Source organism: Chryseobacterium sp. MDT2-18 (assembly GCF_030815285.1).
In the GTDB taxonomy this organism is placed as follows: domain Bacteria; phylum Bacteroidota; class Bacteroidia; order Flavobacteriales; family Weeksellaceae; genus Kaistella; species Kaistella salivictor.
Map to the genome: position 1 here is coordinate 107,700 of NZ_JAUSWQ010000010.1, position 23,480 is coordinate 131,179.

General features: G+C 37.8%; 20 protein-coding genes. 15 read left to right on the plus strand and 5 right to left on the minus strand.

All coding sequences use genetic code 11. From position 1 onward, the window contains the following. Positions 1–128: 128 nt before the first annotated feature. The 3 genes from gyrB to lysS all read right to left on the minus strand — a co-directional run bounded on the left by gyrB (position 129) and on the right by lysS (position 4,423). Positions 129–2,063, minus strand: a complete 1,935-nt coding sequence (gyrB, locus tag QF004_RS11045) for a DNA topoisomerase (ATP-hydrolyzing) subunit B (protein WP_133440283.1) — start codon at positions 2,061–2,063, stop codon at positions 129–131. Between the two features lie 223 nt (positions 2,064–2,286). Continuing rightward, the gene (locus QF004_RS11050) at positions 2,287–2,703 is read right to left on the minus strand and encodes an OsmC family protein (RefSeq protein ID WP_133440284.1); all 417 of its coding nucleotides are present in this window, start codon (positions 2,701–2,703) and stop codon (positions 2,287–2,289) included. A gap of 19 nt (positions 2,704–2,722) precedes the next feature. Continuing rightward, a complete protein-coding gene (gene lysS, locus QF004_RS11055) occupies positions 2,723–4,423 on the minus strand; it encodes a lysine--tRNA ligase (protein WP_307426234.1) in 1,701 nt (566 codons plus the stop codon). Between the two features lie 215 nt (positions 4,424–4,638). Here lysS and QF004_RS11060 point away from each other — a divergent pair, with 215 nt between their 5' ends. From QF004_RS11060 to lipB, 14 genes are all read left to right on the plus strand, one after another. Further along, positions 4,639–5,022 (plus strand): hypothetical protein, encoded by a 384-nt coding sequence (locus tag QF004_RS11060; RefSeq protein WP_133440286.1) that lies wholly within the window; start codon positions 4,639–4,641, stop codon positions 5,020–5,022. Between the two features lie 89 nt (positions 5,023–5,111). Next, positions 5,112–5,621, plus strand: a complete 510-nt coding sequence (locus QF004_RS11065) for a hypothetical protein (RefSeq protein WP_307426238.1) — start codon at positions 5,112–5,114, stop codon at positions 5,619–5,621. Between the two features lie 53 nt (positions 5,622–5,674). Next, positions 5,675–8,851 carry an efflux RND transporter permease subunit gene (locus QF004_RS11070; RefSeq protein WP_307426241.1) on the plus strand — a complete coding sequence of 1,059 codons (3,177 nt, stop codon included), beginning with the start codon at positions 5,675–5,677 and terminating at the stop codon, positions 8,849–8,851. Between the two features lie 219 nt (positions 8,852–9,070). Further along, a complete protein-coding gene (locus QF004_RS11075; protein ID WP_307426244.1) occupies positions 9,071–10,294 on the plus strand; it encodes a TolC family protein in 1,224 nt (407 codons plus the stop codon). A gap of 17 nt (positions 10,295–10,311) precedes the next feature. Then, positions 10,312–10,884, plus strand: coding sequence for a cytochrome b/b6 domain-containing protein (locus QF004_RS11080; protein ID WP_307426248.1), 573 nt, complete (start codon positions 10,312–10,314; stop codon positions 10,882–10,884). A 13-nt stretch (positions 10,885–10,897) separates the two neighbouring features. After that, entirely contained in the window at positions 10,898–12,022 is a 1,125-nt protein-coding gene (locus QF004_RS11085; protein WP_307426250.1) for an efflux RND transporter periplasmic adaptor subunit, read from the plus strand. Between the two features lie 508 nt (positions 12,023–12,530). Further along, the gene (locus QF004_RS11090) at positions 12,531–13,949 is read left to right on the plus strand and encodes an anthranilate synthase component I family protein (protein WP_307426253.1); all 1,419 of its coding nucleotides are present in this window, start codon (positions 12,531–12,533) and stop codon (positions 13,947–13,949) included. Between the two features lie 12 nt (positions 13,950–13,961). Beyond that, entirely contained in the window at positions 13,962–14,531 is a 570-nt protein-coding gene (locus QF004_RS11095; protein WP_307426255.1) for an aminodeoxychorismate/anthranilate synthase component II, read from the plus strand. A 100-nt stretch (positions 14,532–14,631) separates the two neighbouring features. Then, complete coding sequence (gene trpD / locus QF004_RS11100; protein WP_307426258.1) at positions 14,632–15,618, plus strand: anthranilate phosphoribosyltransferase; 987 nt, start codon at positions 14,632–14,634, stop codon at positions 15,616–15,618. A gap of 125 nt (positions 15,619–15,743) precedes the next feature. Then, positions 15,744–16,523, plus strand: a complete 780-nt coding sequence (gene trpC / locus QF004_RS11105; RefSeq protein WP_307426262.1) for an indole-3-glycerol phosphate synthase TrpC — start codon at positions 15,744–15,746, stop codon at positions 16,521–16,523. Positions 16,524–16,581: 58 nt separating this feature from the next. Then, positions 16,582–17,250, plus strand: coding sequence for a phosphoribosylanthranilate isomerase (locus QF004_RS11110; protein ID WP_307426265.1), 669 nt, complete (start codon positions 16,582–16,584; stop codon positions 17,248–17,250). A gap of 4 nt (positions 17,251–17,254) precedes the next feature. Next, positions 17,255–18,433, plus strand: a complete 1,179-nt coding sequence (gene trpB, locus QF004_RS11115) for a tryptophan synthase subunit beta (protein ID WP_307426268.1) — start codon at positions 17,255–17,257, stop codon at positions 18,431–18,433. A 146-nt stretch (positions 18,434–18,579) separates the two neighbouring features. Next, complete coding sequence (gene trpA / locus QF004_RS11120) at positions 18,580–19,362, plus strand: tryptophan synthase subunit alpha (RefSeq protein ID WP_307426271.1); 783 nt, start codon at positions 18,580–18,582, stop codon at positions 19,360–19,362. Between the two features lie 319 nt (positions 19,363–19,681). Further along, positions 19,682–20,404 carry a lipoyl(octanoyl) transferase LipB gene (gene lipB / locus QF004_RS11125; RefSeq protein ID WP_307426274.1) on the plus strand — a complete coding sequence of 241 codons (723 nt, stop codon included), beginning with the start codon at positions 19,682–19,684 and terminating at the stop codon, positions 20,402–20,404. Positions 20,405–20,825: 421 nt separating this feature from the next. Here lipB and QF004_RS11130 read toward each other — a convergent pair whose 3' ends face one another. Beyond that, positions 20,826–21,443, minus strand: a complete 618-nt coding sequence (locus QF004_RS11130) for a peptide deformylase (RefSeq protein ID WP_307426277.1) — start codon at positions 21,441–21,443, stop codon at positions 20,826–20,828. A 4-nt stretch (positions 21,444–21,447) separates the two neighbouring features. Beyond that, positions 21,448–21,741: a putative quinol monooxygenase gene (locus tag QF004_RS11135; protein WP_133440300.1), complete on the minus strand. Its 294-nt coding sequence runs from the start codon at positions 21,739–21,741 to the stop codon at positions 21,448–21,450. A 130-nt stretch (positions 21,742–21,871) separates the two neighbouring features. Between QF004_RS11135 and QF004_RS11140 the strand changes: the two genes are divergently transcribed. Further along, on the plus strand, positions 21,872–23,200 hold the full coding sequence (locus QF004_RS11140) for a dihydrolipoamide acetyltransferase family protein (protein ID WP_307426282.1): 1,329 nt from the start codon (positions 21,872–21,874) through the stop codon (positions 23,198–23,200). Positions 23,201–23,480 lie beyond the last annotated feature (280 nt).

Sequence of the window (23,480 nt, forward strand, 5' to 3'; positions counted from 1 at the left end):
TTATCAAATATATAATATTATTTCAGAAAATGAATTAAATTCTCACGTATCTTTAATTCATAGTAGTGATACCATAAAAAAAGCTGTTCAAATACATGAACAGCTTTTTAAGAATTTATTAAAGACGATTAAACATCAATTTTCGCATAAATCGCGTTTTTCTCGATGAAATCTCTTCTTGGTGGTACTTCGTCACCCATTAACATTGAGAAAACGTTGTCTGCCTCGGCTAAACTTTCAATGGTAACTTGTTTCAGGATTCTGCGTTCAGGATTCAAAGTAGTATCCCAAAGCTGTTCCGGGTTCATTTCCCCAAGACCTTTATAACGCTGAACTTCTACACCTTTTCCGTCTGGCGACAATTCAAGAGTAACCTCTTCGCGTTCTTTCTCGTTGTAAGCATAGATTTTTTTGTTTCCTTTTTTCAATAAGTATAAAGGAGGTTGAGCGATATAGATATATCCGTTCTCGATTAATTCCTTCATATATCTAAAGAAAAAGGTGAGGATCAAAGTCGAAATGTGCGCTCCGTCGATATCCGCATCGGTCATAATCACCACTTTATGGTAACGTAATTTTGCGATATTCAGAGCTTTGCTGTCTTCTTCAGTTCCTACAGAAACGCCAAGTGCGGTATAGATATTCTTGATTTCTTCGTTGTCGTACACTTTGTGAACCATTGATTTCTCTACGTTCAGGATTTTACCACGCAAAGGAAGGATTGCCTGAAAATGTCGGTCACGGCCTTGTTTTGCAGTTCCACCTGCCGAATCTCCCTCGACCAGGAACAGTTCAGAAATAGCAGGATCTTTGGAAGAACAGTCAGAAAGTTTTCCCGGAAGTCCACTTCCGCCCATCGGCGATTTACGCTGAACAAGCTCTCTTGCTTTTTTCGCAGCCTGTCTTGCTTTTGCCGCAAGAACTACTTTTTGTACGATGAGTTTGGCTTCGTTAGGATTTTCTTCTAAGAAATTAGAAAGCATTTCACCCACGATTTTATCAACCGCACCGGAAACTTCTGAGTTCCCTAATTTTGTTTTGGTTTGGCCTTCGAACTGAGGTTCCATTACTTTTACCGAAATTACTGCAGTTAATCCCTCACGGAAATCATCTCCGGTAACTTCTACTTTTTCTTTTGCAGGAAGTCCTAGTTCATCAGCAAATTTCTTTAATGTTCTCGTTAATGCTCTTCTGAAACCTGCAAGGTGAGTTCCTCCTTCATGGGTATTGATATTATTGACGTAAGAATGCAGGTTCTCGGTATAAGAAGTGTTGTATCTCATCGCAACTTCCACAGGAATACTGTCTTTTTCACCTTCCATGAAAATTACATTATTCATAATGCTTTCACGGTTTCCGTCGATGTATTCTACAAACTCTTTTAAACCACCTTCAGAGTGGAAAGTGTCATGTTTCTGTACGCCTTCTTCATCTACAACTCTTTCATCCGTCAAAGTGATGGTGATGCCTTTATTCAGATAAGAAAGTTCGCGGAGTCTGCTTGCTAAAGTATCGTAGTTATAAACCAATTCCTGGAAAATCGTATCATCCGGTTGGAAGAAAACTTCTGTTCCTCTTTCAGTAGTGGTTCCGATTTCTGCGACATCTGCCAGTGCTTTTCCTTTGGAGTATTTTTGCTGATAAATTTTACCGTCTTTGTAAACAGTCGCAATCAGCGAATTAGAAAGTGCATTCACACAGGAAACTCCCACCCCGTGAAGACCGCCGGAAACTTTGTAAGAATCTTTATCGAATTTTCCACCGGCGCCGATCTTGGTCATTACCACTTCCAGAGCAGATTTTTGCTCTTTTTCATGGAAATCTACCGGAATACCACGGCCATTATCTTTTACACTGATGGATTCGCCTTCGTGGATTACTACAGAGATTGTGTCGCAGTGTCCTGCCAGGGCTTCATCAATAGAGTTGTCGATTACTTCATAGACCAAATGATGCAGACCTCTGGATCCTACATCTCCGATGTACATTGATGGCCGCATTCTCACATGCTCCATTCCTTCTAACGCTTGTATGCTACTCGCTGTATATTCTTTTTGGCTCATATTTTTACTGTTCATCAAAGCGAACTGGCTTTGAATTTTAAATACATTTTAATTAAAGTTTGCTGAAAAAAGGAGTGTAAATACTCCATTTCAAAAGGCTAACAAAGATACTGAATTCCGCCGGAATATAAAAGTTAAAGAACCTATAAAATTGCAGATCTTCTTCACGAAAAAATCCTCAAAAGTTTGAGGATTTGAATCTGTAAAATGATTTTAAATTGAATTAAACCAAAGTTGCGTTCACTTTAATTTCAGTATTTAATAATTTCGAAATCGGACAGTTTTTTTCTGCATCCGCAACTAATTCATCAAATTTTTCTTTTGAAATTCCCGGAACATTTGCGGTCAGGGTTAAACTTGATTCTGTAATTTCACCTTTTGTTGGATCTAAATTGATGACACATCTCGTTTCTAAGTTTTCTGCTTTAAAGCCTGCTGCGTCAATTTTAAAAGACAAAGCCATGTTGAAACAACCGGCGTGAGCTGCGGCAATCAATTCTTCAGGATTTGTTCCCACGCCTTCTTCGAAACGGGAATTGTAAGAGTACTGTGTCTGGTTCAAAACCGTACTTTGAGTGGTAAGTGTTCCTTTTCCTTCCTTACCTGAGCCTTGCCAAATGGCTGTTGCATTTCTTTTCATAATACTGTTTTTTAGATGATTATACTAATTTCATCAATACAATATCGTCAATTTTTTCCACTTTGACCAAATTATACTTGGTTAAGTTTTTGGAAGCTTTGTCCCATTTTTTTCCGGAAAGTTCACTTTTCACTTTTACAAGTGCCAGATTCAAGGGTTCTTCCTGACTTTTCAAAATTTCCAATATCTTTTTTTCATCTTCATCCAGTTCGAAAGTTGGAGCGGCTTTTTCCGGTTTCATTTGCGGGAAGAATAAAACTTCCTGAATCGATGGATTGTTCGTTAAAAACATGATCAAACGGTCCATTCCGATTCCCAGTCCTGAAGTTGGAGGCATACCGTATTCTAAAGCTCTCAGGAAGTCTTCATCGATAAACTGGCCTGCTTCGTCATCTCCTTTTGCTGCAAGTTTTAACTGTTCTTCAAAACGTTCTCTCTGGTCGATCGGGTCATTTAATTCCGAATAGGCATTGGCGATTTCTTTTCCGCACACCATTAGTTCAAAACGTTCTGTTAAACCTTCCTTGCTTCTGTGTTTCTTTGTTAATGGCGACATTTCGATAGGGTAGTCGGTAATGAAAGTCGGCTGGATAAAGTTTCCCTCGCATTTCTCACCGAAAATTTCATCAATCAGTTTTCCTTTCCCCATCGTTTCATTCACTTCAACACCAATTGATCTTGCAAAATCAAACAGTTCCTGTTCAGTTTTTCCGGTGATATCGAATCCTGTAAATTTCTGAATCGCTTCTGTCATCGAAATCCTTGGATATGGCGCTTTCCAGCTGATGGTATGTTCGCCAAAAGTAGAATCTGTAGTTCCGTTAACTTGGATGGCAGAAAATTCCAACAGTTTTTCCGTGAAATCCATCATCCAGTTGTAGTCTTTGTAAGCAACGTAAATTTCCATTGCGGTAAATTCCGGATTGTGCGTTCTGTCCATTCCTTCATTTCTAAAGTTTTTCGAGAATTCGTAAACACCGTCGAATCCACCAACAATCAGTCTTTTCAGATAAAGTTCGTTAGCAATCCTTAAATACAATGGAATGTCTAAAGCATTGTGATGCGTGATAAATGGTTTTGCTGCAGCTCCTCCTGGAATCGCCTGTAAAATCGGGGTTTCCACTTCGAAATATCCTGCATTATTAAAGTAAGTCCGCATTGCATTGAACAGTTTTGTTCTTTTAATGAAAACTTCTTTCACTTGCGGATTGACCACTAAATCTACATACCTTTGTCGGTACCGAAGTTCAGGATCGTTGAATCCATCAAAAATATTTCCGTCGGCATCCACTTTCGGTAATGGGAGCGGACGTAAGGCTTTGGTTAAAATTTTGAAATTGGTCACTTTTACCGTCATTTCACCAACCTGGGTGTTGAAGAGTTCACCTTCGATTCCGATAATGTCACCAATATCTAAAAGGTGTTTGTAAACGTCGTTATAAAGCGTTTTGTCTTCACCAGTACAGATTTCGTCACGGTTAAAATAAACCTGGATTTTACCTTCCGAATCCTGAAGTTCAGCAAAACTTGCTTTCCCCTGAATTCTCCGGCTCATCAATCGGCCTGCAATCGTAACTTTTTTACCTTCAACAAAATCCTGCTTGATGGTTTTGGTGGTTTCTGTAATTTTATATTCTTCGGCCGGAAAAGCGTTAATTCCCATTTTTTCGAGGGTTTGTAGCTTTTCTCTTCTGATGATTTCCTGTTCTGATAACTGCATTTTTCTTGCTATTTTAAGTCTGCAAATTTAGTAAATTTTTCGCTATGAAAAGAACCCTGCAATTCACTGCGAAATTTAGCAAAACTGTACTTTTTTCATTTTTAATGTGCCTTATATTTTTGAGATTTCATTTCGAAAAGCATGATTTTTATTTGTATTCATTCCAAATCTTCACATTATTCTCTTCTGTAGTCAAATTTTGTTAAATTTGTACAGTGAAAAAATGGGTTGTTTATTTTTTGTTATTTACTTATCTCACTTCTTTTAGTGAGGTGAGACAATTAGCGAAAATTCCCAACCTGATCGAACATTTTATTTCACATAAACTTTCCAATTCAGAAATGTCGGTTTTCGCATTTTTCAAAATGCATTATATTGATGAACAGGCGAAAGACAGTGACTATAAACAGGATATGAAACTCCCGTTCAAAACGCATGATTTTTCAAGTACTGTTGTTAATCTCAATATTCCACCTGAACGACCGATTCTAAATATTCCACATGGTTCAATTTTCGTAGACCGTTCCAGCAATTTTTCTTATTCTGAGAAATATTACCCTTCTGTTTTTTCTAAAATCTGGGAACCTCCCAAAATTTAATTTAAAATTTTCAGTGCAAATTTTCAGGTCAAATCTTTAGGTTTCGACGGTAATTGACCTTACTTAATCTTTAATCTTAAATTAAAACGATGAAAAATTCACATCTGCATTTGGTTGTAAATCATTTGCCTATCATATTTCCTATTGTGGGAATCATCATACTTTTTCTCGGAATTTTTACAAAATCCGAAGTTAAAAAACGCAATGGCTATACTATTTTTATTCTGGGGGCTTTGGCGTCTATTGCGGCAATGGCTACCGGTGAAAATACTGAAGATGCTATAGAAAAACTACAGGGAGTTTCCAAAGATCTTATTCATATTCATGAAGAAGCAGCAGAACTTTTTGCAGGTTTTTCTTACGTTACAGGCGGTTTTTCGCTTCTTGCACTTTTTTCAAGTTGGAAAAATTATTCAATTTCCAGATTTGCTCCTTATATTGTTGGTTTACTCGCAATTATAACCTTATTTTTTGCTCAGAAAGCAGGGACAACTGGTGGAGAAATTCGGCATACTGAAATAAGAAGCGGTTTTTCTGCAAATCAACAGGAAAGTATCGGAACCGACGACAAAAAAACAAGTGATAGAGACCATGATTAAACTTAGTGCTGATGGAGTTTATGGCTCTATCAGCGCTTTTAATTAAAAGAAATATGCTTAATAAAATTATAGAATTTTCTATAAAAAATAAACTGATTATCATTTTAATGACGCTTGGTTTAATTGTTTATGGACTGTTCGAACTCAGAAAATTGCCCATCGATGCGGTGCCTGATATCACCGATAATCAGGTTCAGATTATTACGGTTTCCCCAAGTTTGGGTGCGCCGGATGTAGAACGTTTTATCACTTTTCCTTTAGAACAGATTAATTACAATATTCAGGGAATCAAAGAAATGCGGAGTTTTTCACGCTTTGGTTTATCTGTAATTACCATTGTTTTTCATGATGATGTTGATCTGTTGGTCGCACGTCAGCAGTTTGCAGAAAGACTGCAACAGGTTTCCAAAGATATTCCCACCAATTTGGGCGTTCCACAAATGGCGCCGATTTCCACCGGTTTAGGAGAAATTTATCAATATGTTGTCCGGCCGAAAAAAGGGTACGAACACCGTTATAATCCGATGGAATTGCGAACCATTCAGGATTGGATTGTCCGCCGGCAATTGCTCGGAACTCCCGGCGTTGCAGATGTCGCCAGCTTTGGTGGCTATTTAAAACAGTATGAAGTTGCTGTAAATCCTGCTGTTTTAAAATCGATGGGCGTAACGATTTCGGAAGTTTTTAATGCTTTGCAAAAAAATAATCAAAATACCGGTGGTGCCTACATTGAAAAAGGCCCCAGCGTTTTATTTATCCGCACAGAAGGTTTGATGAATAAAATTCCGGATATTGAAAATACAGTGGTCAAGAATTTGGCTGACGGAACGCCTGTCCTTATTAAAAATATTGCAAAAGTCCAGTACGGAAAAGCCATTCGGTATGGTGCGATGACTTATGATGGCGAAGGCGAAGTTGCGGGTGCGGTCGTCATGATGATGAAAGGTGCCAATTCGAACGAAGTGATCAAGGAGGTAAAAACCAGAATCGCAGAAATCCAGAAAACACTTCCCGAAGGCGTAAAAATAGATGCCTTTCTCGACCGCACCAAGATGGTGAATAACGCAATAAGTACCGTCAGTAAAAACTTGTTGGAAGGCGCACTGATCGTTGTTTTTGTACTGGTTTTATTTCTCGGAAATTTCCGTGCGGGATTATTGGTCGCTTCCGTCATTCCTTTGGCCATGCTGTTTGCGATTATTATGATGAATATTTTCGGCGTTTCAGGAAACTTAATGAGTTTGGGCGCGCTGGATTTCGGTTTGATTGTCGATGGTGCGGTGATTATTGTCGAAGCCATTCTGCACCGTTTCAAACATTTAACCAAGTTTCAGGATAAAAAGATTTCTCAGGAATTTATGGATCGCGAAGTGTACACTTCTTCCAGTACCATGATGAATTCAGCGGTTTTCGGACAGATTATTATTCTTATTGTCTATCTGCCAATTTTAACTTTGCAGGGAATTGAAGGAAAAATGTTCAAACCAATGGCACAAACCGTGATCTTCGCGCTGCTTGGAGCATTTATCCTGTCACTGACATATATTCCAATGATGAGTTCCCTCTTTCTTTCTAAAAAAATTGATTTAAAGAAAAACTTTTCAGACAGGATGATGGAGAAATTCGAAATCTTTTATCACCAGACTTTAAATTTTGTTTTAAAAATTCCAAATCTGGTTTTCTTTAGCGTTGTCGGATTATTTTTCGTGTCTTTATTTGTAATGTCAAGATTAGGCGGCGAATTTATTCCCTCTCTTCCGGAAGGTGATTTTGCCGTCGATACCAGAGTTTTACCGGGAAGCAATCTGAAAACTTCAACGGATGCCGTTTTGAAATCCCAACAGGTTTTATTGAAGAAATTCCCGGAAATCGAAAAAATTGTCGGCAAAACCGGAAGCAGTGAAATCCCAACCGATCCAATGCCGATTGACGCCAGCGATATGATGATTATTCTGAAACCCCGAAAAGAATGGACTTCCGCAAAAACCTATGACGATCTCGCGGAAAAAATGTCAGCAGAATTAAAGAAAAATATGGTAGGCGTTACGTATTCTTTCCAGTATCCTGTCGCCATGCGTTTTAACGAATTAATGACCGGTGCCAGACAGGATGTAGTTTGTAAAATCTACGGCGAAGATCTGGATACATTAAAAGTGTATGCAGAAAAGTTAGGCGAAATCTCAAAAAAAATCAATGGTGCTCAAAATATTTATGTAGAACCTGTTTCCGGTATGCCGCAAATTGTAATTTCCTACAAAAGAGAAGCGCTTTCACAGTTCGGTTTAAATGTAGAAGACGTTAATAATATCGTCAATACTGCGTTTGCCGGACAATCTACCGGTTCTGTTTTCGAAGGCGAGAAGAAATTCGATTTGGTGGTTCGTTTGGATGGCGAAAAGAGAAAAAATGTAGAGGATGTTAATAATTTGCTTATTGCAACACCTGCCGGAACTGAAATTCCATTGAGCACCGTCGCTTCCGTTGAACTCAAAGAAAGCGTCAATCAAATCCAGCGGGAAAATACACAGCGCAGGATCATCGTCGGCTTCAATGTGAGAAACCGCGATATCCAGTCAACCGTCGAAGATTTACAGAAAGTGGTTGAAAAAGAGTTCAAACTTCCACCAGGTTATTCGATTTCTTATGGCGGAACTTTTGAAAACCTGCAACATGCGAAATCCCGTTTAATGATCGCAGTTCCCATCAGTTTACTGCTCATTTTACTGATGTTGTATTTCGCCTTTAATTCGGTAAAATATGGTTTGCTCATTTTCTCCGCAATTCCGCTTTCGATGATCGGCGGCATCCTCTCGCTCTGGATTCGGGGAATGAATTTCAGTATTTCTGCAGGTGTCGGTTTCATCGCGCTTTTCGGAGTTGCCGTATTGAATGGAATTGTGTTAATCGCTGAATTTAACCGACAGAAATTGCATCATTCAGATTTAAAAGACGTCGTGAAAATTGGCGGAAGAATAAGATTGCGTCCTGTTTTAATGACGGCTTTGGTCGCCTCGCTCGGATTTTTACCGATGGCTTTAAGTACCGGCGAAGGCGCAGAAGTTCAGCGGCCTTTAGCAACTGTCGTGATCGGCGGTTTGCTTTTGGCGACTTTCCTCACGCTCTATTTATTGCCTTTAATTTACATTTGGTTTGAGGAACATTTCCCGGACCGTCGCAAAAAAATTCAGGAAATAAGTGAAGAAGAAGATGGATATAAAGAAGATGAATAGTGTTTTTTGGGCAGCGATTTCCGTCTTCCGCTCCCAATCTTTTGCTCGTCGTTCCTCCTCACAAAAGGATTTCCGCTCAAGCCGGGCTGCGGATTTTAGATAAAATAAAAAGTCAGATAAGAATGAAGGTTCTCGCACTTTTTGCAAACTTTTGACTGACTTAAAAAAAATAAAACTTTTGCCTCTTTTGCGGAAAAAAAAATTTTAAAGAAATTAAAAATGAAACAACTTATAAAAATAATAACAGCATTTTCAGTTTTGCTTACCGTTCAACTGAAAGCACAAACGCCGATTTCTCTGGAATCAGCGTATGAAAAAGCCCTCAAAAATAATCTGAACTTAAAAAACGGACAACTCCGGATCGATTACCAGGATAAGATTAAAAAATCGTACGCCGTGGTGGATCCTTTAAATATTTCCGGAGAAATAGGGCAGATTAATTCAGCCTATACCGACAATAAATTTTCCGTCAATCAAACACTCAGATTGCCCGGGTTTTATAATTCGCAAAAACAGGTTTTGTTGGAAGAATGGAAAAATTCAATGCTCAGTTTAGATGTTCAAAAATGGCAACTAAAGCGCGAAATCGCTTTGATTTATAATGAACTCAATTACCAGAATGAAAAAGAAAAATTGCTTTTGAGAGCCGATTCTATTTATATAAATTATTATAAACGCGCCGAACTCCGTTTGAAAAAAGGAGAAAGTAATATTCTGGAAAAAACGACCGCTGAAAATTACCGGAGTCAGGCGGAAATTCAATTGGCGAATCTGAAAAAAGATAGAGAGATTTCACTTTATCAATTTAATTATTTGCTTAATGATGACATAATCTATTCGAATGAAACTTCTGGTTTCTATGAAATGAACGTTGAAAATCAGGATTTGAATTACGCCGGAAATCAGGTCATTTTAAAACAACTCGAGCAACAGAAAAGCATAGAACTGGCCAAATTGAATGCGGAAAAATCGAAATTGCTGCCGACTTTCAATATCGGTTACAACAATTCCAGCATGTACGGAAATGGCGCAGATGATCATTTTTATGAAAGGTCAGCGCGTTTTCACTCCGGAATGATTGGCGTGGGAATTCCACTTTTTAATGGTGCACAAAAATCTTTAATCGAAGGGCAGAAAATCAATCAGTTAATCGCTGAAAATAATTATGAAATGGGTTCCAGAAATCTTAAAAATCAATATGCATCCTTGTTTTCAGAATATGAAAAACTGAAAAGCGAAACCGATTATTACAAAACCAGCGGATTAAAGAATGCCGAAACCATCCTGAAAACAGCCAACCGTTTGTATTATGAAGGCGAAATTAATTATTTGGAATGGTCTCTTCTCATCAACCAAAGTTTAGACATTCAAAATAAAATGATCGACACCCAAAAAATACTGAATGAGAAAATCATTCAACTGAACAGTTTAACTCAATACTAATTTTAAAATTCATCAAAATGAAAACATATACCGTCCTTCACCGCGTCCTTCACTGGATTTTTGCCGTAGTGATGCTTGTTTTATTCACCACCGGATTTCTGAGAATGTACTGGATGAGCAAAACCGTAATTTCTGATGCAGTGAATAAAAATGTGGAAATAAAGAGTTTAAATCTGGATAAACAAAGCCTTCGTACCATCGTTCATTCCGTTCAGGATCCCATGTTTGAATGGCATGTTTATGCGGCTTATATTATTACTTTTGCCTTTATTGCAAGGATAATTTATATGATCGTCAAAGGAATTAGATTTCCGAATCCGTTTCTAAAAACGACCACCGCTAAAGAAAAATTGCAGGGATTTATCTATCTTGGATTTTATGTTTTAATCGCAGTCCAAATAATTACAGGCAGTATTTTGAAATTTGAAATCGGCTCAGAATCTCTTGGGAATCTAGCAGAAACGACGCACAAACTCGCCGTTTACTGGATGCCGATTTTTGTTATTTTACACTTTGCCGGCATCGCGATTTCCGAAAATACAAATCGAAAAGGAATTACCTCAAAAATGATTGGCGGTGATTCTGAATAATAAAATTTTTACAATGAGAAAACTACTTTTAATACTTTTAAGTTTAATGATTTTTTCCTGTTCCAAAAAAGCAACGGTTCAGGAAGAAATCAGCGCCGTCCAAGGAAATCAGGTCACCTTAACTGACTTACAGATCAAAAATTCGGGCATTGAAACCAACACGTTGAGCAATCTGGATATCGCGCACAAAATTATGCTTACGGGCCAAATCGACGTGCCACCGCAGGGAATGGCAAGCGTTTCTGCACCAAGTGGCGGTTATGTGAGGGTATCCAGATTTATGCCCGGGAATTTTGTAAAAAAAGGACAGATTTTGGCAACCTTGGAAAATCCCGAATTGGTTCAACTTCAGCAGGATTATTTGTTGGCAAAATCGAATCTTCAATATGCACAGCAGGATTATTCCCGCCAAAAAGATTTGAATGCAAACAAAGCCAGTTCCGATAAAGTGACTCAAAAAGCCTTTAATGAAAGCCAGAATCAAAAAATTATGATGAAAGGAATGGCGCAGAAATTAGCCGCGATGGGAATCAGTCCGACCGCTTTAAATGCGAATAATATCCGGCGTACTTTCGCGGTCGTTTCACCAATTTCAGGATATATTTCTACGGTCAATATAAATATCGGACAATACGTTTCGCCGATGGATAAAATGTTCGATATCGTAAACACCGGCGATTTACATTTGGTTTTAAAGGTTTTTGAAAAGGATTTAAATAAAATTAAAACAGGCCAAAAAGTCTTTGCCTACACCAATCAAAATCCAACCAATAAATATGAAGCACGGATTTTCATCATTGGAAAAGATTTTTCGGCCGACCGGAGCGTATTGGTTCACTGCCATTTTGTAGATAATAATCTGTCTTTAATTCCGGGAACTTTTATGAATGCTGAAATCGAGGCTGATTCTGCTAATGGAACGGTTATTCCCGATGATGCGGTTGTCACTTGGGAAGAAAAACAATATGTTTTCGAAGAAATAAAACCTAAAACTTACCGGATGTTTCCCGTAGAAATCGGTAATTCTGAAAATGGTTTTACCGAACTTTTAAATTTTAAAAAAGAGAATTCAAACAAAAAATTCGTCACAAAAGGTGCTTACCAATTACTAATGGCGCTGAAAAATGTAGAAGAGTAAATAACGGTCTGATTTTTTAAACCGCAAAAGAAACAAAAGTTTTACTTTAAAATAAATCAAAAGTTTGCAAAAGCACCATGAAATAATGGCTTTACCATTTTGCCGTCTTTTGAAAACCTTTTCAGTTCATTTGTCTTTTGCCACTTTTGCGGTTGAAAATAAGGATTTGATTTTTTGGATAGTTACTTATTTTTTAAAAAACTACTTGCAGATAAAAAAAACATTTATATATTTGCCTCAATGAAACACGTCTAAAATATTTCTTAAAAAGAATAATGACCGTTCCATTTGAAATTAAAAAATATTTCTCTACAAATGAATTCAATAACAAACAATACTTGGTGGTGGCATTCAAACTCCTTTAGGGTCTGAAGCAAATCTTGTATTCTGTTTGTAAAAAACATATAAAGACTTTGACGGGATCCGTTGAAGTCTTTTTTTATGCCCAAAAGTGAAAAACAGAATCATGCAATCCAATGAGTTTATAATTAAAAAAAATAAAAGTCAAATGAATTTTGATACTAAAATCAACATAAAAACCACCGTAAAATCGGTGATGAGCGATCTCTTCACGCCGGTCGGAATTTACCTGCGGTTGCGCGACAAATTTCGGGACACGATTTTGCTCGAAAGTGCCGGGAATCAAAATACCGATAACAATTTTTCTTTCATCGCCATCAATGCAGTTGCCGGAATTGAAATCCGGAATTTTCAGGAAGCAGAAATTAAATTTCCGCTTGGGAATCCTCAAAAAATCGCTTTAGAAAAAGAGAAGTTGAGCGAATTATTAAATGACTTTACGAAATGTTTTGTGTGCGAACAGCCTTCTAAAGAAATCGGTAAATCAGCGCAGGGATTTTTTGGTTATACGGGTTATGATGCGATTCCTTTCTTCGAAAATATCCATTTTAAAGAACTTTCGGAAGAAAATAAAATTCCGTTGTTGCGTTACCGTCTGTACCAATATGTGATCGCAATCAACCATTACAACGATGAAATGTTCATTATTGAAAATAAAATTAACGATTTAAAATCTGATCTGCCCGAAATTGAAAATTTAATCAATCAGAAAAACGCACCTATTTTTCCTTTTCAAAAAATTGACGAAGAAACTTCAAATTTAAAAGATGAAGAATACCGCGAACTGGTGGAGACCGCAAAAAAACACTGTTTCCGTGGAGATGTTTTTCAGTTGGTGTTGAGCCGCAGATTTGAGCAGAAATTTAATGGTGATGAATTCAATGTTTACCGCGCTTTAAGACATATTAATCCTTCTCCGTATTTATTTTTCTTTGATTACGGCGATTATAAATTAATGGGTTCCAGTCCGGAAAGTCAGTTGATTATTAAAAATAAAAAAGCGATAATTCATCCGATTGCAGGGACTTTTAAACGAACCGGAAATATTGAAGAAGATTTGAAAGCTGCCGAAGATCTGAAAAAAGATGTCAAGGAAAATGCCGAACACACGATGTTGGTTGATTTGGCACGAAACGATTTAAGCATCTGCGGAAAAAATACGACGGTGACGAAGTTAAAAGAAGTCCAGTTTTTTTCTCACGTCATTCATTTAGTAAGCGAAGTTACTGCAGAAGTTGAAGATAATCAAAATCCTTATGAAATGATCGCCACGACTTTTCCGCAGGGAACTTTGAGTGGGGCACCAAAATACAAAGCCATGGAGCTCATCGATTCTTACGAGAAAACTTCCCGTTCGTTTTACGGAGGATGTATCGGTTTTGTCGGTTTTGATGGAAGCTGCAATCAAGCGATTATGATCCGTACTTTTTTAAGTAAAAACAATACGTTGTACTATCAAGCCGGAGCCGGAATTGTCGCGAAATCCTCCGCAGAAAACGAATTGCAGGAAGTAAACAATAAACTGAATGCGCTGAAAATGGCCGTTAAAAAAGCAACCTCAATTTAAGTAAATACAATTATGAAAATATTAGTCTTCGATAATTACGATAGTTTTACGTATAATTTGGTTCAAATGATTGAACAAATTAGTGGTGAAAAAGTAAATGTTTTTCGGAATGATCAAATTCGTTTGGAGGAAATCGAAAAGTACGATAAAATTGTGCTTTCTCCCGGACCGGGAATTCCAAGTGAAGCGGGAATTTTAATTGATTTAATAAAAAAATACGCTCCCACAAAATCTATTCTCGGAGTTTGTTTAGGTCAACAAGCCATTGCAGAAGCATTTGGCGGAAATCTGATTAATTTGACAGAAATCTATCACGGCGTTGCAACAAATGCACGAACCATTAAAAAAGAGGCGTTACTTTTAAGAGATTTACCCGAAAATTTAGAAGTCGGAAGATATCACAGTTGGGCCGTAAATCCCGACGGTTTTCCGGAAGAATTAGAGATTACTTCAATCGACGGAAACGGAATGATCATGTCTCTGCAACATAAAACGTACGATATTCACGCCGTTCAGTATCATCCCGAAAGTATTTTAACACCGAACGGAAGGAAGATTATCGAAAATTTTTTAAAATCCTAAAGCCACGAAGTGGCGACAATCATCAGCATAGGGTGAAGCCCTATGGAAAAAGACAATCAACATCATAGAGTGAAATCCTATGAATTCGAAAAAAATTAAAATGAAAGACATCTTACAATATTTATTCGACCATCAAACGCTTTCCAAAGCACAGGCGAAATCGATTCTCCTGGAAATTTCAAAGAATATTTTCAATGAAATTGAAGTCACTTCATTCGTCACGGTTTTCCTGATGAGAAGTATTACGTTGGCAGAATTAGAAGGTTTCACCGAAGCGTTGCAGCAACTCGCACCTCAAATCGATTTGGGAACCGATGATCTGGTGGACATTGTCGGAACTGGCGGCGACGGAAAAAACACCTTTAATATTTCAACTTTGGCGAGTCTGGTTGTCGCCGGAACCGGACAAAAAGTAGCCAAGCACGGCAATTATGCAGCCTCAACAATCAGCGGCGCCTCCAATGTTTTAGAAACGCTCGGTTATCGTTTTAAAGAAACTGAAGTAGAATTAAAAAGTGATTTGGCAAAAGGAAATTTCTGTTATTTACACGCACCGATTTTTCACACTTCCTTAAAATCTATTGCGCCGATGCGGAAAAATTTAGGTTTGAAAACTTTTTTCAATATCCTGGGACCTTTGATTAATCCGGCAAAACCAAAATACACGATGATCGGTGTTGCGAATCTGGAGATTGCACGGATTTATCAGTATTTGTTACAGAAGAAAAACACCGATTTTCTGTTGGTCAATGCTTTGGATGGTTATGACGAAATCAGTTTGACCGGCGATACCAAAATCATGGATAAAAACGGCGAAAGTATTTATTCCGCCCAGGAATTACAGTTCAGAAATATCGAACCTGAAACCATTTTTGGCGGAAACAGTACTGAAGAAGCCGCGCAGATTTTCAAAAAGATTCTGGAAGGAAAAGGAACCTATGAACAGAACGCCGTGGTTTTAGCCAACGCTGCAATGGCTTTGAAAAACACAGCAAAATACGGTGAGTATGAAAATTGCTTAATGATGGCGACAGAAAGTTTACTGAAAGGAAAAGCACTCAATTGTTTTAAAAAAGTGATTGATTAGAATTTTTTGGGCGACTGTTTCCGTCTTCCGCTCCCAATCTTTTTTGTTCCGCTTTGCTCCACAAAAAAGGATTTCCGCTCAAGCCGGGTCGCAAACTCTGCTTCAAATAAAAATTAGATATAAAAATGAATATTCTCAACAAAATAATCGAACATAAAAAGATCGAAGTTGCCCAGGCAAAAAAGAAAATCTCTCTAACTGAATTAAAGGAAGCCGCATTTTTTCAGCGCAAAACTTTTTCCTTAAAAAAATCCGTGAAATCGGGGAGTGGAATCATCTCTGAATTTAAAAGACAATCGCCAAGCAAAGGAATTATTAATGACAAGGTTGATGTTTTAGAAGTTACCAGATCCTACGAAAAATTCGGAGCCAGTGGAATTTCAGTTCTGACCGATGAGAATTTTTTCGGTGGAACGCTGCAGGATATTTTAAAAGTAAGACAGGAAATTTCGATTCCCATTTTAAGGAAAGATTTCATGATTGATGAATACCAGTTTTACGAAGCAAAAGCCAACGGAGCCGATGTTGTTTTGTTAATCGCAAGTTGTCTGTCGCCGTCGCAGGTTCAGGAATTCACAGAATTGTCTCATGATTTGGGTTTAGAAGTTTTACTGGAAATTCACACCGAAAAAGAATTAAAACATTTCAATAGAAATATCGATTTAGTCGGAATAAATAACCGCAACCTTAAAGATTTCAAAGTCGATCTGCAGCATTCTGTTAATTTGAAAAATCTCTTGCCAAAAGAAGTTCTAGCCGTTGCAGAAAGTGGAATTTATGCTGTTGAGGATTTCAAATTCCTGAAAGAAAAAGGATTTGACGGCTTTTTAATGGGCGAATATTTTATGCGAAATGAAGATCCGGGATTTGCATTCGGAGAGTTTATCAATATAATTAAAAAATAAAAGCCGCGAATTCACGAATGATTTTTTTTAATTCGTGCATTCGTGGCAAAAAAATAATATGAAATTAAAAGTTTGCGGTTTAACGAAACTCGATCAAATCGAAGAATTAATTTCTTTGAACACCGATTTTCTGGGATTTATCTTTTATGAAAAATCACCACGTTATGTTTTGAATGCTTTGACTTTCAATCAAATTAAATCAATTCATCATCAGGGAAAAATCGGCGTTTTCGTCAACGAAAATATTGCGGAAATTATCAAAATCTCCGAAAAAGCAGGATTGAATTATATTCAGCTTCACGGTGACGAAGACGAAAATTTCATCATAAAATTAAAACAAAAATTAAAGCCCGAAATCGGAATTATAAAAGTGATCAGAATCGGAAATGACTTATCTGAAGTTAAAATTCAAGTCGAAAAAATCTTAAATCTTAAATCTCAAATCTCCCATTTTTTGTTCGATACCGATTCCAAATCCTTTGGCGGAACGGGAAAAACCTTCGACTGGCAAATTTTAAATGAACTGAAAATCACCAAACCTTATTTTCTAAGCGGTGGAATTTCCGAAGAAAATATTGAGAATATAAAATTGTTAGAACAGCAACCTTTCGCTCTGGATATCAATTCAAAATTTGAAATTGAGCCGGGAAATAAGGATGTAGAAAAAATTAAAAACTTCATAAGCGTTTTTAGCGCTTCAAGCCCTAACAACGCTCAAAAAAAATAACATTATGAACTATAAAAACCCCGACGAAAACGGCTATTACGGTGAATTTGGCGGCGCTTTCGTTCCCGAAATGCTGTTTCCGAATGTGGAAGAACTGCAAGGTCAGTATTTAGATATTATCAATTCAGCAGAATTCCAAACCGAGTTTCGTGGTCTGTTGAAAAATTATGTCGGACGCGCAACACCACTGTATTTTTCGAAAAACCTGAGCGAAAAGTACCAAACGCAGGTTTACTTAAAACGCGAAGATTTGAATCACACCGGCGCCCATAAAATCAATAATGCATTGGGACAGGTTTTACTGGCGAAAAAATTAGGAAAAAAACGGATTATCGCGGAAACCGGCGCCGGTCAACATGGCGTGGCAACAGCAACAGCGTGCGCTTTGATGAATCTGGAATGCATCGTTTACATGGGTGAAGTCGATATTGCAAGACAGGCACCCAATGTCGGAAGAATGAAAATGTTGGGCGCAACAGTTATTCCCGCAACTTCAGGATCGAAAACGTTGAAAGATGCCGTGAATGAAGCGCTGCGTGACTGGATCAACAATGCTTCGACCACACATTATATCATCGGGAGTGTGGTCGGTCCGCATCCGTTTCCGGATTTGGTAGCACGTTTTCAAAGTGTCATTTCTGAGGAAATAAAATGGCAGTTAAAAGAGAAGATCGGGCGTGAAAATCCTGATTATGTAATCGCCTGTGTCGGCGGTGGAAGCAATGCTGCAGGAACTTTCTATCATTTTGTGGATGAGCCGCGCGTGAAAATTATTGCAGCAGAAGCGGGCGGTTTTGGTCTGGATTCTGGAAAGTCGGCGGCTACGACTTTCCTGGGAACATTGGGCGTTTTGCACGGCAGTAAAAGTTTGGTGATGCAGACTGAAGACGGACAGGTCATCGAGCCGCATTCGATTTCTGCAGGTTTGGATTATCCGGGAATCGGTCCTTTTCATGCGAATTTATTTAAAGAAAAACGAGCCGAGTTTTTCAGCATTACCGATGAAGAAGCGCTGAAATCTGCATTTGAACTGACACAGATTGAGGGAATTATTCCCGCTTTGGAATCTGCGCATGCTTTAGCGGTTTTGGGAAAGAAAAAGTTTAAAAAAGAAGACGTCGTCGTGATTTGTTTGAGTGGACGAGGTGATAAGGATATGGAAACGTATTTGAAAAATTTATAATATTATTTGGGCGACTTTTCCGTCTTCCACTCCCGCTTTTTTATATTGGTGGCTTCGGCTCCGCTCAGCCGCCAATATAAAAAGAGCTCCGTTCAAGCCGGGTCGCAGATTCCGCATTTTTACAAAACCCTATTTAAAAATAAAAAATGAATAATAACACCAGCATCCAACCTCCAACCTCTAACTTCGGACCTGAAAAGAAACTCAACATCTATTTCACCGCCGGAATTCCGCAGCTGAATGATACAACGGAAATTTTAAAATTGATCCAACATTCCGGAGCAGATTATATCGAAATAGGAATGCCTTATTCTGATCCGGTTGCCGATGGACCTGTGATTCAGAAAGCGCACGAAATAGCTTTGAAAAACGGAATGACCATCGCAGAACTTTTTCATCAACTGAAATCGGTGAAATCAGAAATGAATATTCCCATTATTTTGATGGGCTATATTAATCCTGTTTTAAGTTTCGGCTTCGAAAATTTTTGTAAAGAATGTCAAGATTCCGGGGTTTCGGGATTGATTATTCCTGATTTACCGGCCGTGGAATTCGAGAAAAACTACAGAATAATTTTAGAAAAATACAATCTGAATTTTATCTTTTTAGTCACGCCGGAAACGTCCGATGAAAGAATAAAATATTTAGATTCTTTAAGTTCCGGTTTTCTGTACGCGGTCTCAAGTTCTTCGACGACCGGAAATAATGCGAAAGAAATAAACAACGAAGAATATCTGAACCGACTGGCGAATTTAGGTTTGAAAAATCCCGTCATGATTGGATTTGGAATTAAAAACAAATCTGATTTTGATAAAGTGACCAAAAAAGCAGATGGCGGAATTATCGGAACTGCATTTGTGAATATTTTATTGTACAATGAGGATTGGGCAGAGAAAGCAGAAAGTTTTATTCGAAGCATAATAAAATAATTTTATAAATTTGTGGCTGAAAATCTTTAAACCTAAAAAGTCACAAAAGACTGATAAGAAAAAAGATATTCAAAAGGAAACAAAAGATACAAACCGATTTTCACTCCTCTTTATATTAAAATAAATCTTTGTTCTTAAAATTAAAGTTGAAAAAAGCGGAGTCCCGCAATAGGGATAGAAGTGGAAATCCTTTTTTGAAAAAAAAGATTGTAACGGATAGCCCGACCCGAGTTGGCGATGGAAAAGCGCTGTTAGGGCTTTAAGCCCTAACAGCGCTCAGCAAAGGCAACGAGGGGATTGCCCAAAAAATTAAAATAACATGACAGACACACAGAATAGAACTTTACACTTTCAGGAATTAGGTTTGATGGATTACGAACCGGCTTTTGAATTTCAGGAAAAACTGATGAAAGAAATCATCGCTTTAAAACTTGAAAACCGAGGCCAACCCGATGAAATTCAGCATATAACACCGAATTATTTATTGTTTGTTGAGCATCCGCATGTTTATACGATCGGTAAATCTGGGGACGAACATAATATGCTCGCAAATGCTAAAAAGCTGGAGGAAATCAATGCGACTTTTGTGAAAACGAACCGCGGCGGAGATATTACTTATCACGGTTTCGGGCAAATTGTTGGTTATCCGATTTTGGATCTTGATAATTTTAAATCAGACATTTTCCTTTACATGCGGAATTTGGAGGAAGTGATTATCAGAGTGATTGCAGAATATGGCCTGAAAGGAGAAAGAAGTGAAGGCGAAACCGGAGTTTGGCTGGATGTCGGGAAGCCGTACGCAAGAAAAATTTGCGCAATGGGCGTGAAGACTTCAAAATGGGTGACCATGCACGGTTTGGCTTTGAATGTAAATACTGATCTGCGCTATTTCGAGTACATTATTCCGTGCGGAATCAAAGATAAAGCGGTGACTTCGCTGCAAAGAGAATTAGAACGCGAATTTTCGCCGCAGGAAATGGATGAAGTCAAAGAGAAAATTAAAAAACATTTCTGCGAAGTTTTTGAAGCGGAAATTGTTTAGTGGCTTCTAAGTTTTTAACCGCAAAAGACGCAAAAGTTTTATTTTAATCACTGTTCAAAAGTTTGCAAAAGATGGATGGTCTTACTTTTTGCAACCTTTTGAAATTCTTTTAACTTGGAAGTCTTAGGATCTTTTGTCTCTTTTGCGGTAAAAATATTTAGTTTTCTATTGTATTTCTTTATACAATTCTACTTTTTCGAAAGTCTTCATTTTCTGATTGTCAATTCTGAGAAGTTTTTGAAGCGGAAATTATTTAGTGGCTTCTAAGTTTTTAACCGCAAAAGACGCAAAAGTTTTATTTTAATCACTGTTCAAAAGTTTGCAAAAGATGGATGGTCGTACTTTTTGCAACCTTTTGAAATTCTTTTACTTGGAAGTCTTAGGATCTTTTGTCTCTTTTGCGGTAAAAATATTTAGTTTTCTATTGTATTTCTTTATACAATTCAACATTTACGAAAGTCTTCATTTTCTGATTCTCAATTTTATCAGAAATCAAAATTCCCGACAGATGATCGATTTCGTGCTGCAGAATTACAGCGGTAAATCCTTCCACAATTTCAGTGTGTTTCTTGCCATTTAAATCAAAATACTCCAACTGAATAACCTGACTTCGGTAAAAATAATCCCGGAAAACTTCGATGGATAAATCCCCTTCCGGACCTAAATTTAAAACTTCTGAAAACCACAGAATCTTTGGATTAATAAAATATTCCAACGGTGCTCCTTTTTTATCAAATCTTTTTGCCCAAATAATATTCCGGTTGATTCCGACTTGGGGCGCAGCGATTCCGACACCGCCGTCAGTTGAAATTAACGCTGACTTCATTCGGTTGACCAAAATTATGGTGTATCTGTTTTTTGGATCTGCATCGATCGACTGACCAAGTAAAACTTTATTTTGCAAAGAATCAGAGGTCTGGAAAATGGGCAAAGCGGTATCGGTATTTCCTTCTGTAATTCTGGCAATTTCCTGCTTGGTATATTTTTGTGAAAAAGTGAAAACAGAAAACAATATCAGTAACAAGGAATATTTTCTCATCCTATTAAAAAGTTTTGTACCCTTTATAAACCTGTGCAGATTTTTCTAATAGGGAAGCCGACTGATTTCTGAAGTTCATTAAATGGTCGGTGCCGTTATGTTGATGGTGATGTTCTTCGCTTTCCCAAAGTTCTACGATAAAGAAAAAGCCTTTGTTGGTATGATCTTCCACTAAATCATATTGCAGGCAGCCGTCTTCTTTTCGGGTTTCAATCACTAATTTTTTTAATAATTCGAGTGCGTCCATCAGGTTGTTTTCTTTGAACTGGAACAGGGCAACGATATACAGGTTTTTCATAAAGGTAAATATTTATACAAATGTAAATATTGAAATTTTAAATATTGAAAAAAAATCAAAAAAGAGAGGTGAAAATTCATTATTTCCTAATCCATAAAAATTTTTATCTTTGTAAAAAGCGAAATAAAAAATGGCAGAATATAAATTACTACTTCCCTCAATGGGAGAGGGCGTTATGGAAGCAACGATTATCAGTTGGTTGTATAATGAAGGAGATACTGTAAAAGAAGATGAATCTGTAGTTGAAATTGCTACTGACAAAGTAGATTCCGACGTTCCGACACCTGTTTCGGGGAAAATTATTAAAATCCTGAAACAGAAAGATGAAGTTGCAAAGATTGGCGAAGCCATCGCAATTTTGGAAGTTGCCGGTACGGAGGACGGGCTCGCAGCTCAACCACAGGAACCAAAATCTGCGGAAGAAGTACAAACTGAAATACCCAATGTAGATCCCGACGTGGTGAAAGGTTTGGAAGAAGCGATGGAAAGTTCAAAAACAGCGACCAGTTTCGACGGATCCGATTTGTATTTATCGCCACTCGTAAAATCAATTGCACAAAGCGAAAAAATTTCCGACAACGAATTGCAGTCCATCAAAGGAAGCGGTTTAGAAGGGAGAATTACCAAAGAAGATATCTTAGCATTCGTTTCCAACAGAACTGCTCCGGCAGCGCCACAGGCAGCAGCAGTAGCTCCGGTTGCTGTAGCCGCAACTCCGGCTCCGGTTTCTGCACCTTTAAAAGTGGGAGCAGGCGACGAAATCATCCAAATGGACAGGGTTCGGAAAATCATTGCCGATGCGATGGTGAAAAGCAAACATACGGCGCCGCACGTGACTTCTTTCATTGAAACCGACGTGACAAACGTGGTAAAATGGAGAACGAAACATAAAGATTTATTTGAAAAACGCGAAGGTGAGAAATTAACGTACATGCCGATTTTCGTAAAAGCAATCGTAAAAGCCATTCAGGATTTCCCGATGATCAATGTCTCTGTGGACGGCGATAAAATCATCAAAAAGAAAAACATCAATATCGGAATGGCAACCGCACTTCCGGACGGAAATTTAATTGTTCCGGTCATTAAAAATGCAGATCAGCTGTCACTTTCCGGTTTGGCAAAAGCCATCAACGATTTGTCACACCGGGCACGGAATAAAAAATTGAGACCGGAAGATACCCAGGGGGCAACGTACACCATTTCCAATGTCGGAGGATTCGGAAACCTTATGGGCACGCCGATTATTCCACAGCCACAGGTTGCTATTCTGGCAGTCGGCGCTATTGTGAAAAAACCGGCGGTTTTAGAAACCAAAGATGGCGATGTGATTGCAATCCGCAACTTGATGTTTATGTCGCATTCTTACGATCACCGTGTAGTAGACGGTTCTTTGGGCGGAATGTTCCTGAAACATGTTCACGATTACCTTCAGAATTGGGATTTAGATACTGAAATATAATTTTCAGCAGACAATAAGATAAAAGCAAACCTTTGAGAATTTCTCAAAGGTTTTTTTTAGTGCCCGATTTAATTTTTAGCCACGAATGCACGAATTTTTATTTTTTCATTGCTATGAATATATTCTTATAATTTTAAGAAAGTAAATTTATTCTGAAGTCTGATACAAAGATGTTTTATTAAGAGGAAAATTCGTGCATTCGTGGCTTCTAATTGTTTCAATATTTTTTTAGCCACGAATGCACGAATTTCTATTTTATGTGTTATAATTGGATTCTTAT

Excerpts from the sequence above, each read along its gene's own strand:
- QF004_RS11095 (WP_307426255.1), top strand. The coding sequence starts at position 13,962 with ATGAAAATATTAGTCTTCGATAATTACGATAGTTTTACGTATAATTTG.
- trpD (WP_307426258.1), top strand. The coding sequence starts at position 14,632 with ATGAAAGACATCTTACAATATTTATTCGACCATCAAACGCTTTCCAAA.
- QF004_RS11130 (WP_307426277.1), bottom strand. The coding sequence starts at position 21,443 with ATGAGAAAATATTCCTTGTTACTGATATTGTTTTCTGTTTTCACTTTT.
- QF004_RS11050 (WP_133440284.1), bottom strand. The coding sequence starts at position 2,703 with ATGAAAAGAAATGCAACAGCCATTTGGCAAGGCTCAGGTAAGGAAGGA.
- gyrB (WP_133440283.1), bottom strand. The coding sequence starts at position 2,063 with ATGAGCCAAAAAGAATATACAGCGAGTAGCATACAAGCGTTAGAAGGA.
- QF004_RS11080 (WP_307426248.1), top strand. The coding sequence starts at position 10,312 with ATGAAAACATATACCGTCCTTCACCGCGTCCTTCACTGGATTTTTGCC.
- QF004_RS11140 (WP_307426282.1), top strand. The coding sequence starts at position 21,872 with ATGGCAGAATATAAATTACTACTTCCCTCAATGGGAGAGGGCGTTATG.
- trpC (WP_307426262.1), top strand. The coding sequence starts at position 15,744 with ATGAATATTCTCAACAAAATAATCGAACATAAAAAGATCGAAGTTGCC.
- lipB (WP_307426274.1), top strand. The coding sequence starts at position 19,682 with ATGACAGACACACAGAATAGAACTTTACACTTTCAGGAATTAGGTTTG.
- trpA (WP_307426271.1), top strand. The coding sequence starts at position 18,580 with ATGAATAATAACACCAGCATCCAACCTCCAACCTCTAACTTCGGACCT.
- trpB (WP_307426268.1), top strand. The coding sequence starts at position 17,255 with ATGAACTATAAAAACCCCGACGAAAACGGCTATTACGGTGAATTTGGC.
- QF004_RS11075 (WP_307426244.1), top strand. The coding sequence starts at position 9,071 with ATGAAACAACTTATAAAAATAATAACAGCATTTTCAGTTTTGCTTACC.
- QF004_RS11110 (WP_307426265.1), top strand. The coding sequence starts at position 16,582 with ATGAAATTAAAAGTTTGCGGTTTAACGAAACTCGATCAAATCGAAGAA.
- QF004_RS11065 (WP_307426238.1), top strand. The coding sequence starts at position 5,112 with ATGAAAAATTCACATCTGCATTTGGTTGTAAATCATTTGCCTATCATA.
- QF004_RS11085 (WP_307426250.1), top strand. The coding sequence starts at position 10,898 with ATGAGAAAACTACTTTTAATACTTTTAAGTTTAATGATTTTTTCCTGT.
- lysS (WP_307426234.1), bottom strand. The coding sequence starts at position 4,423 with ATGCAGTTATCAGAACAGGAAATCATCAGAAGAGAAAAGCTACAAACC.
- QF004_RS11135 (WP_133440300.1), bottom strand. The coding sequence starts at position 21,741 with ATGAAAAACCTGTATATCGTTGCCCTGTTCCAGTTCAAAGAAAACAAC.
- QF004_RS11090 (WP_307426253.1), top strand. The coding sequence starts at position 12,531 with ATGAATTTTGATACTAAAATCAACATAAAAACCACCGTAAAATCGGTG.
- QF004_RS11070 (WP_307426241.1), top strand. The coding sequence starts at position 5,675 with ATGCTTAATAAAATTATAGAATTTTCTATAAAAAATAAACTGATTATC.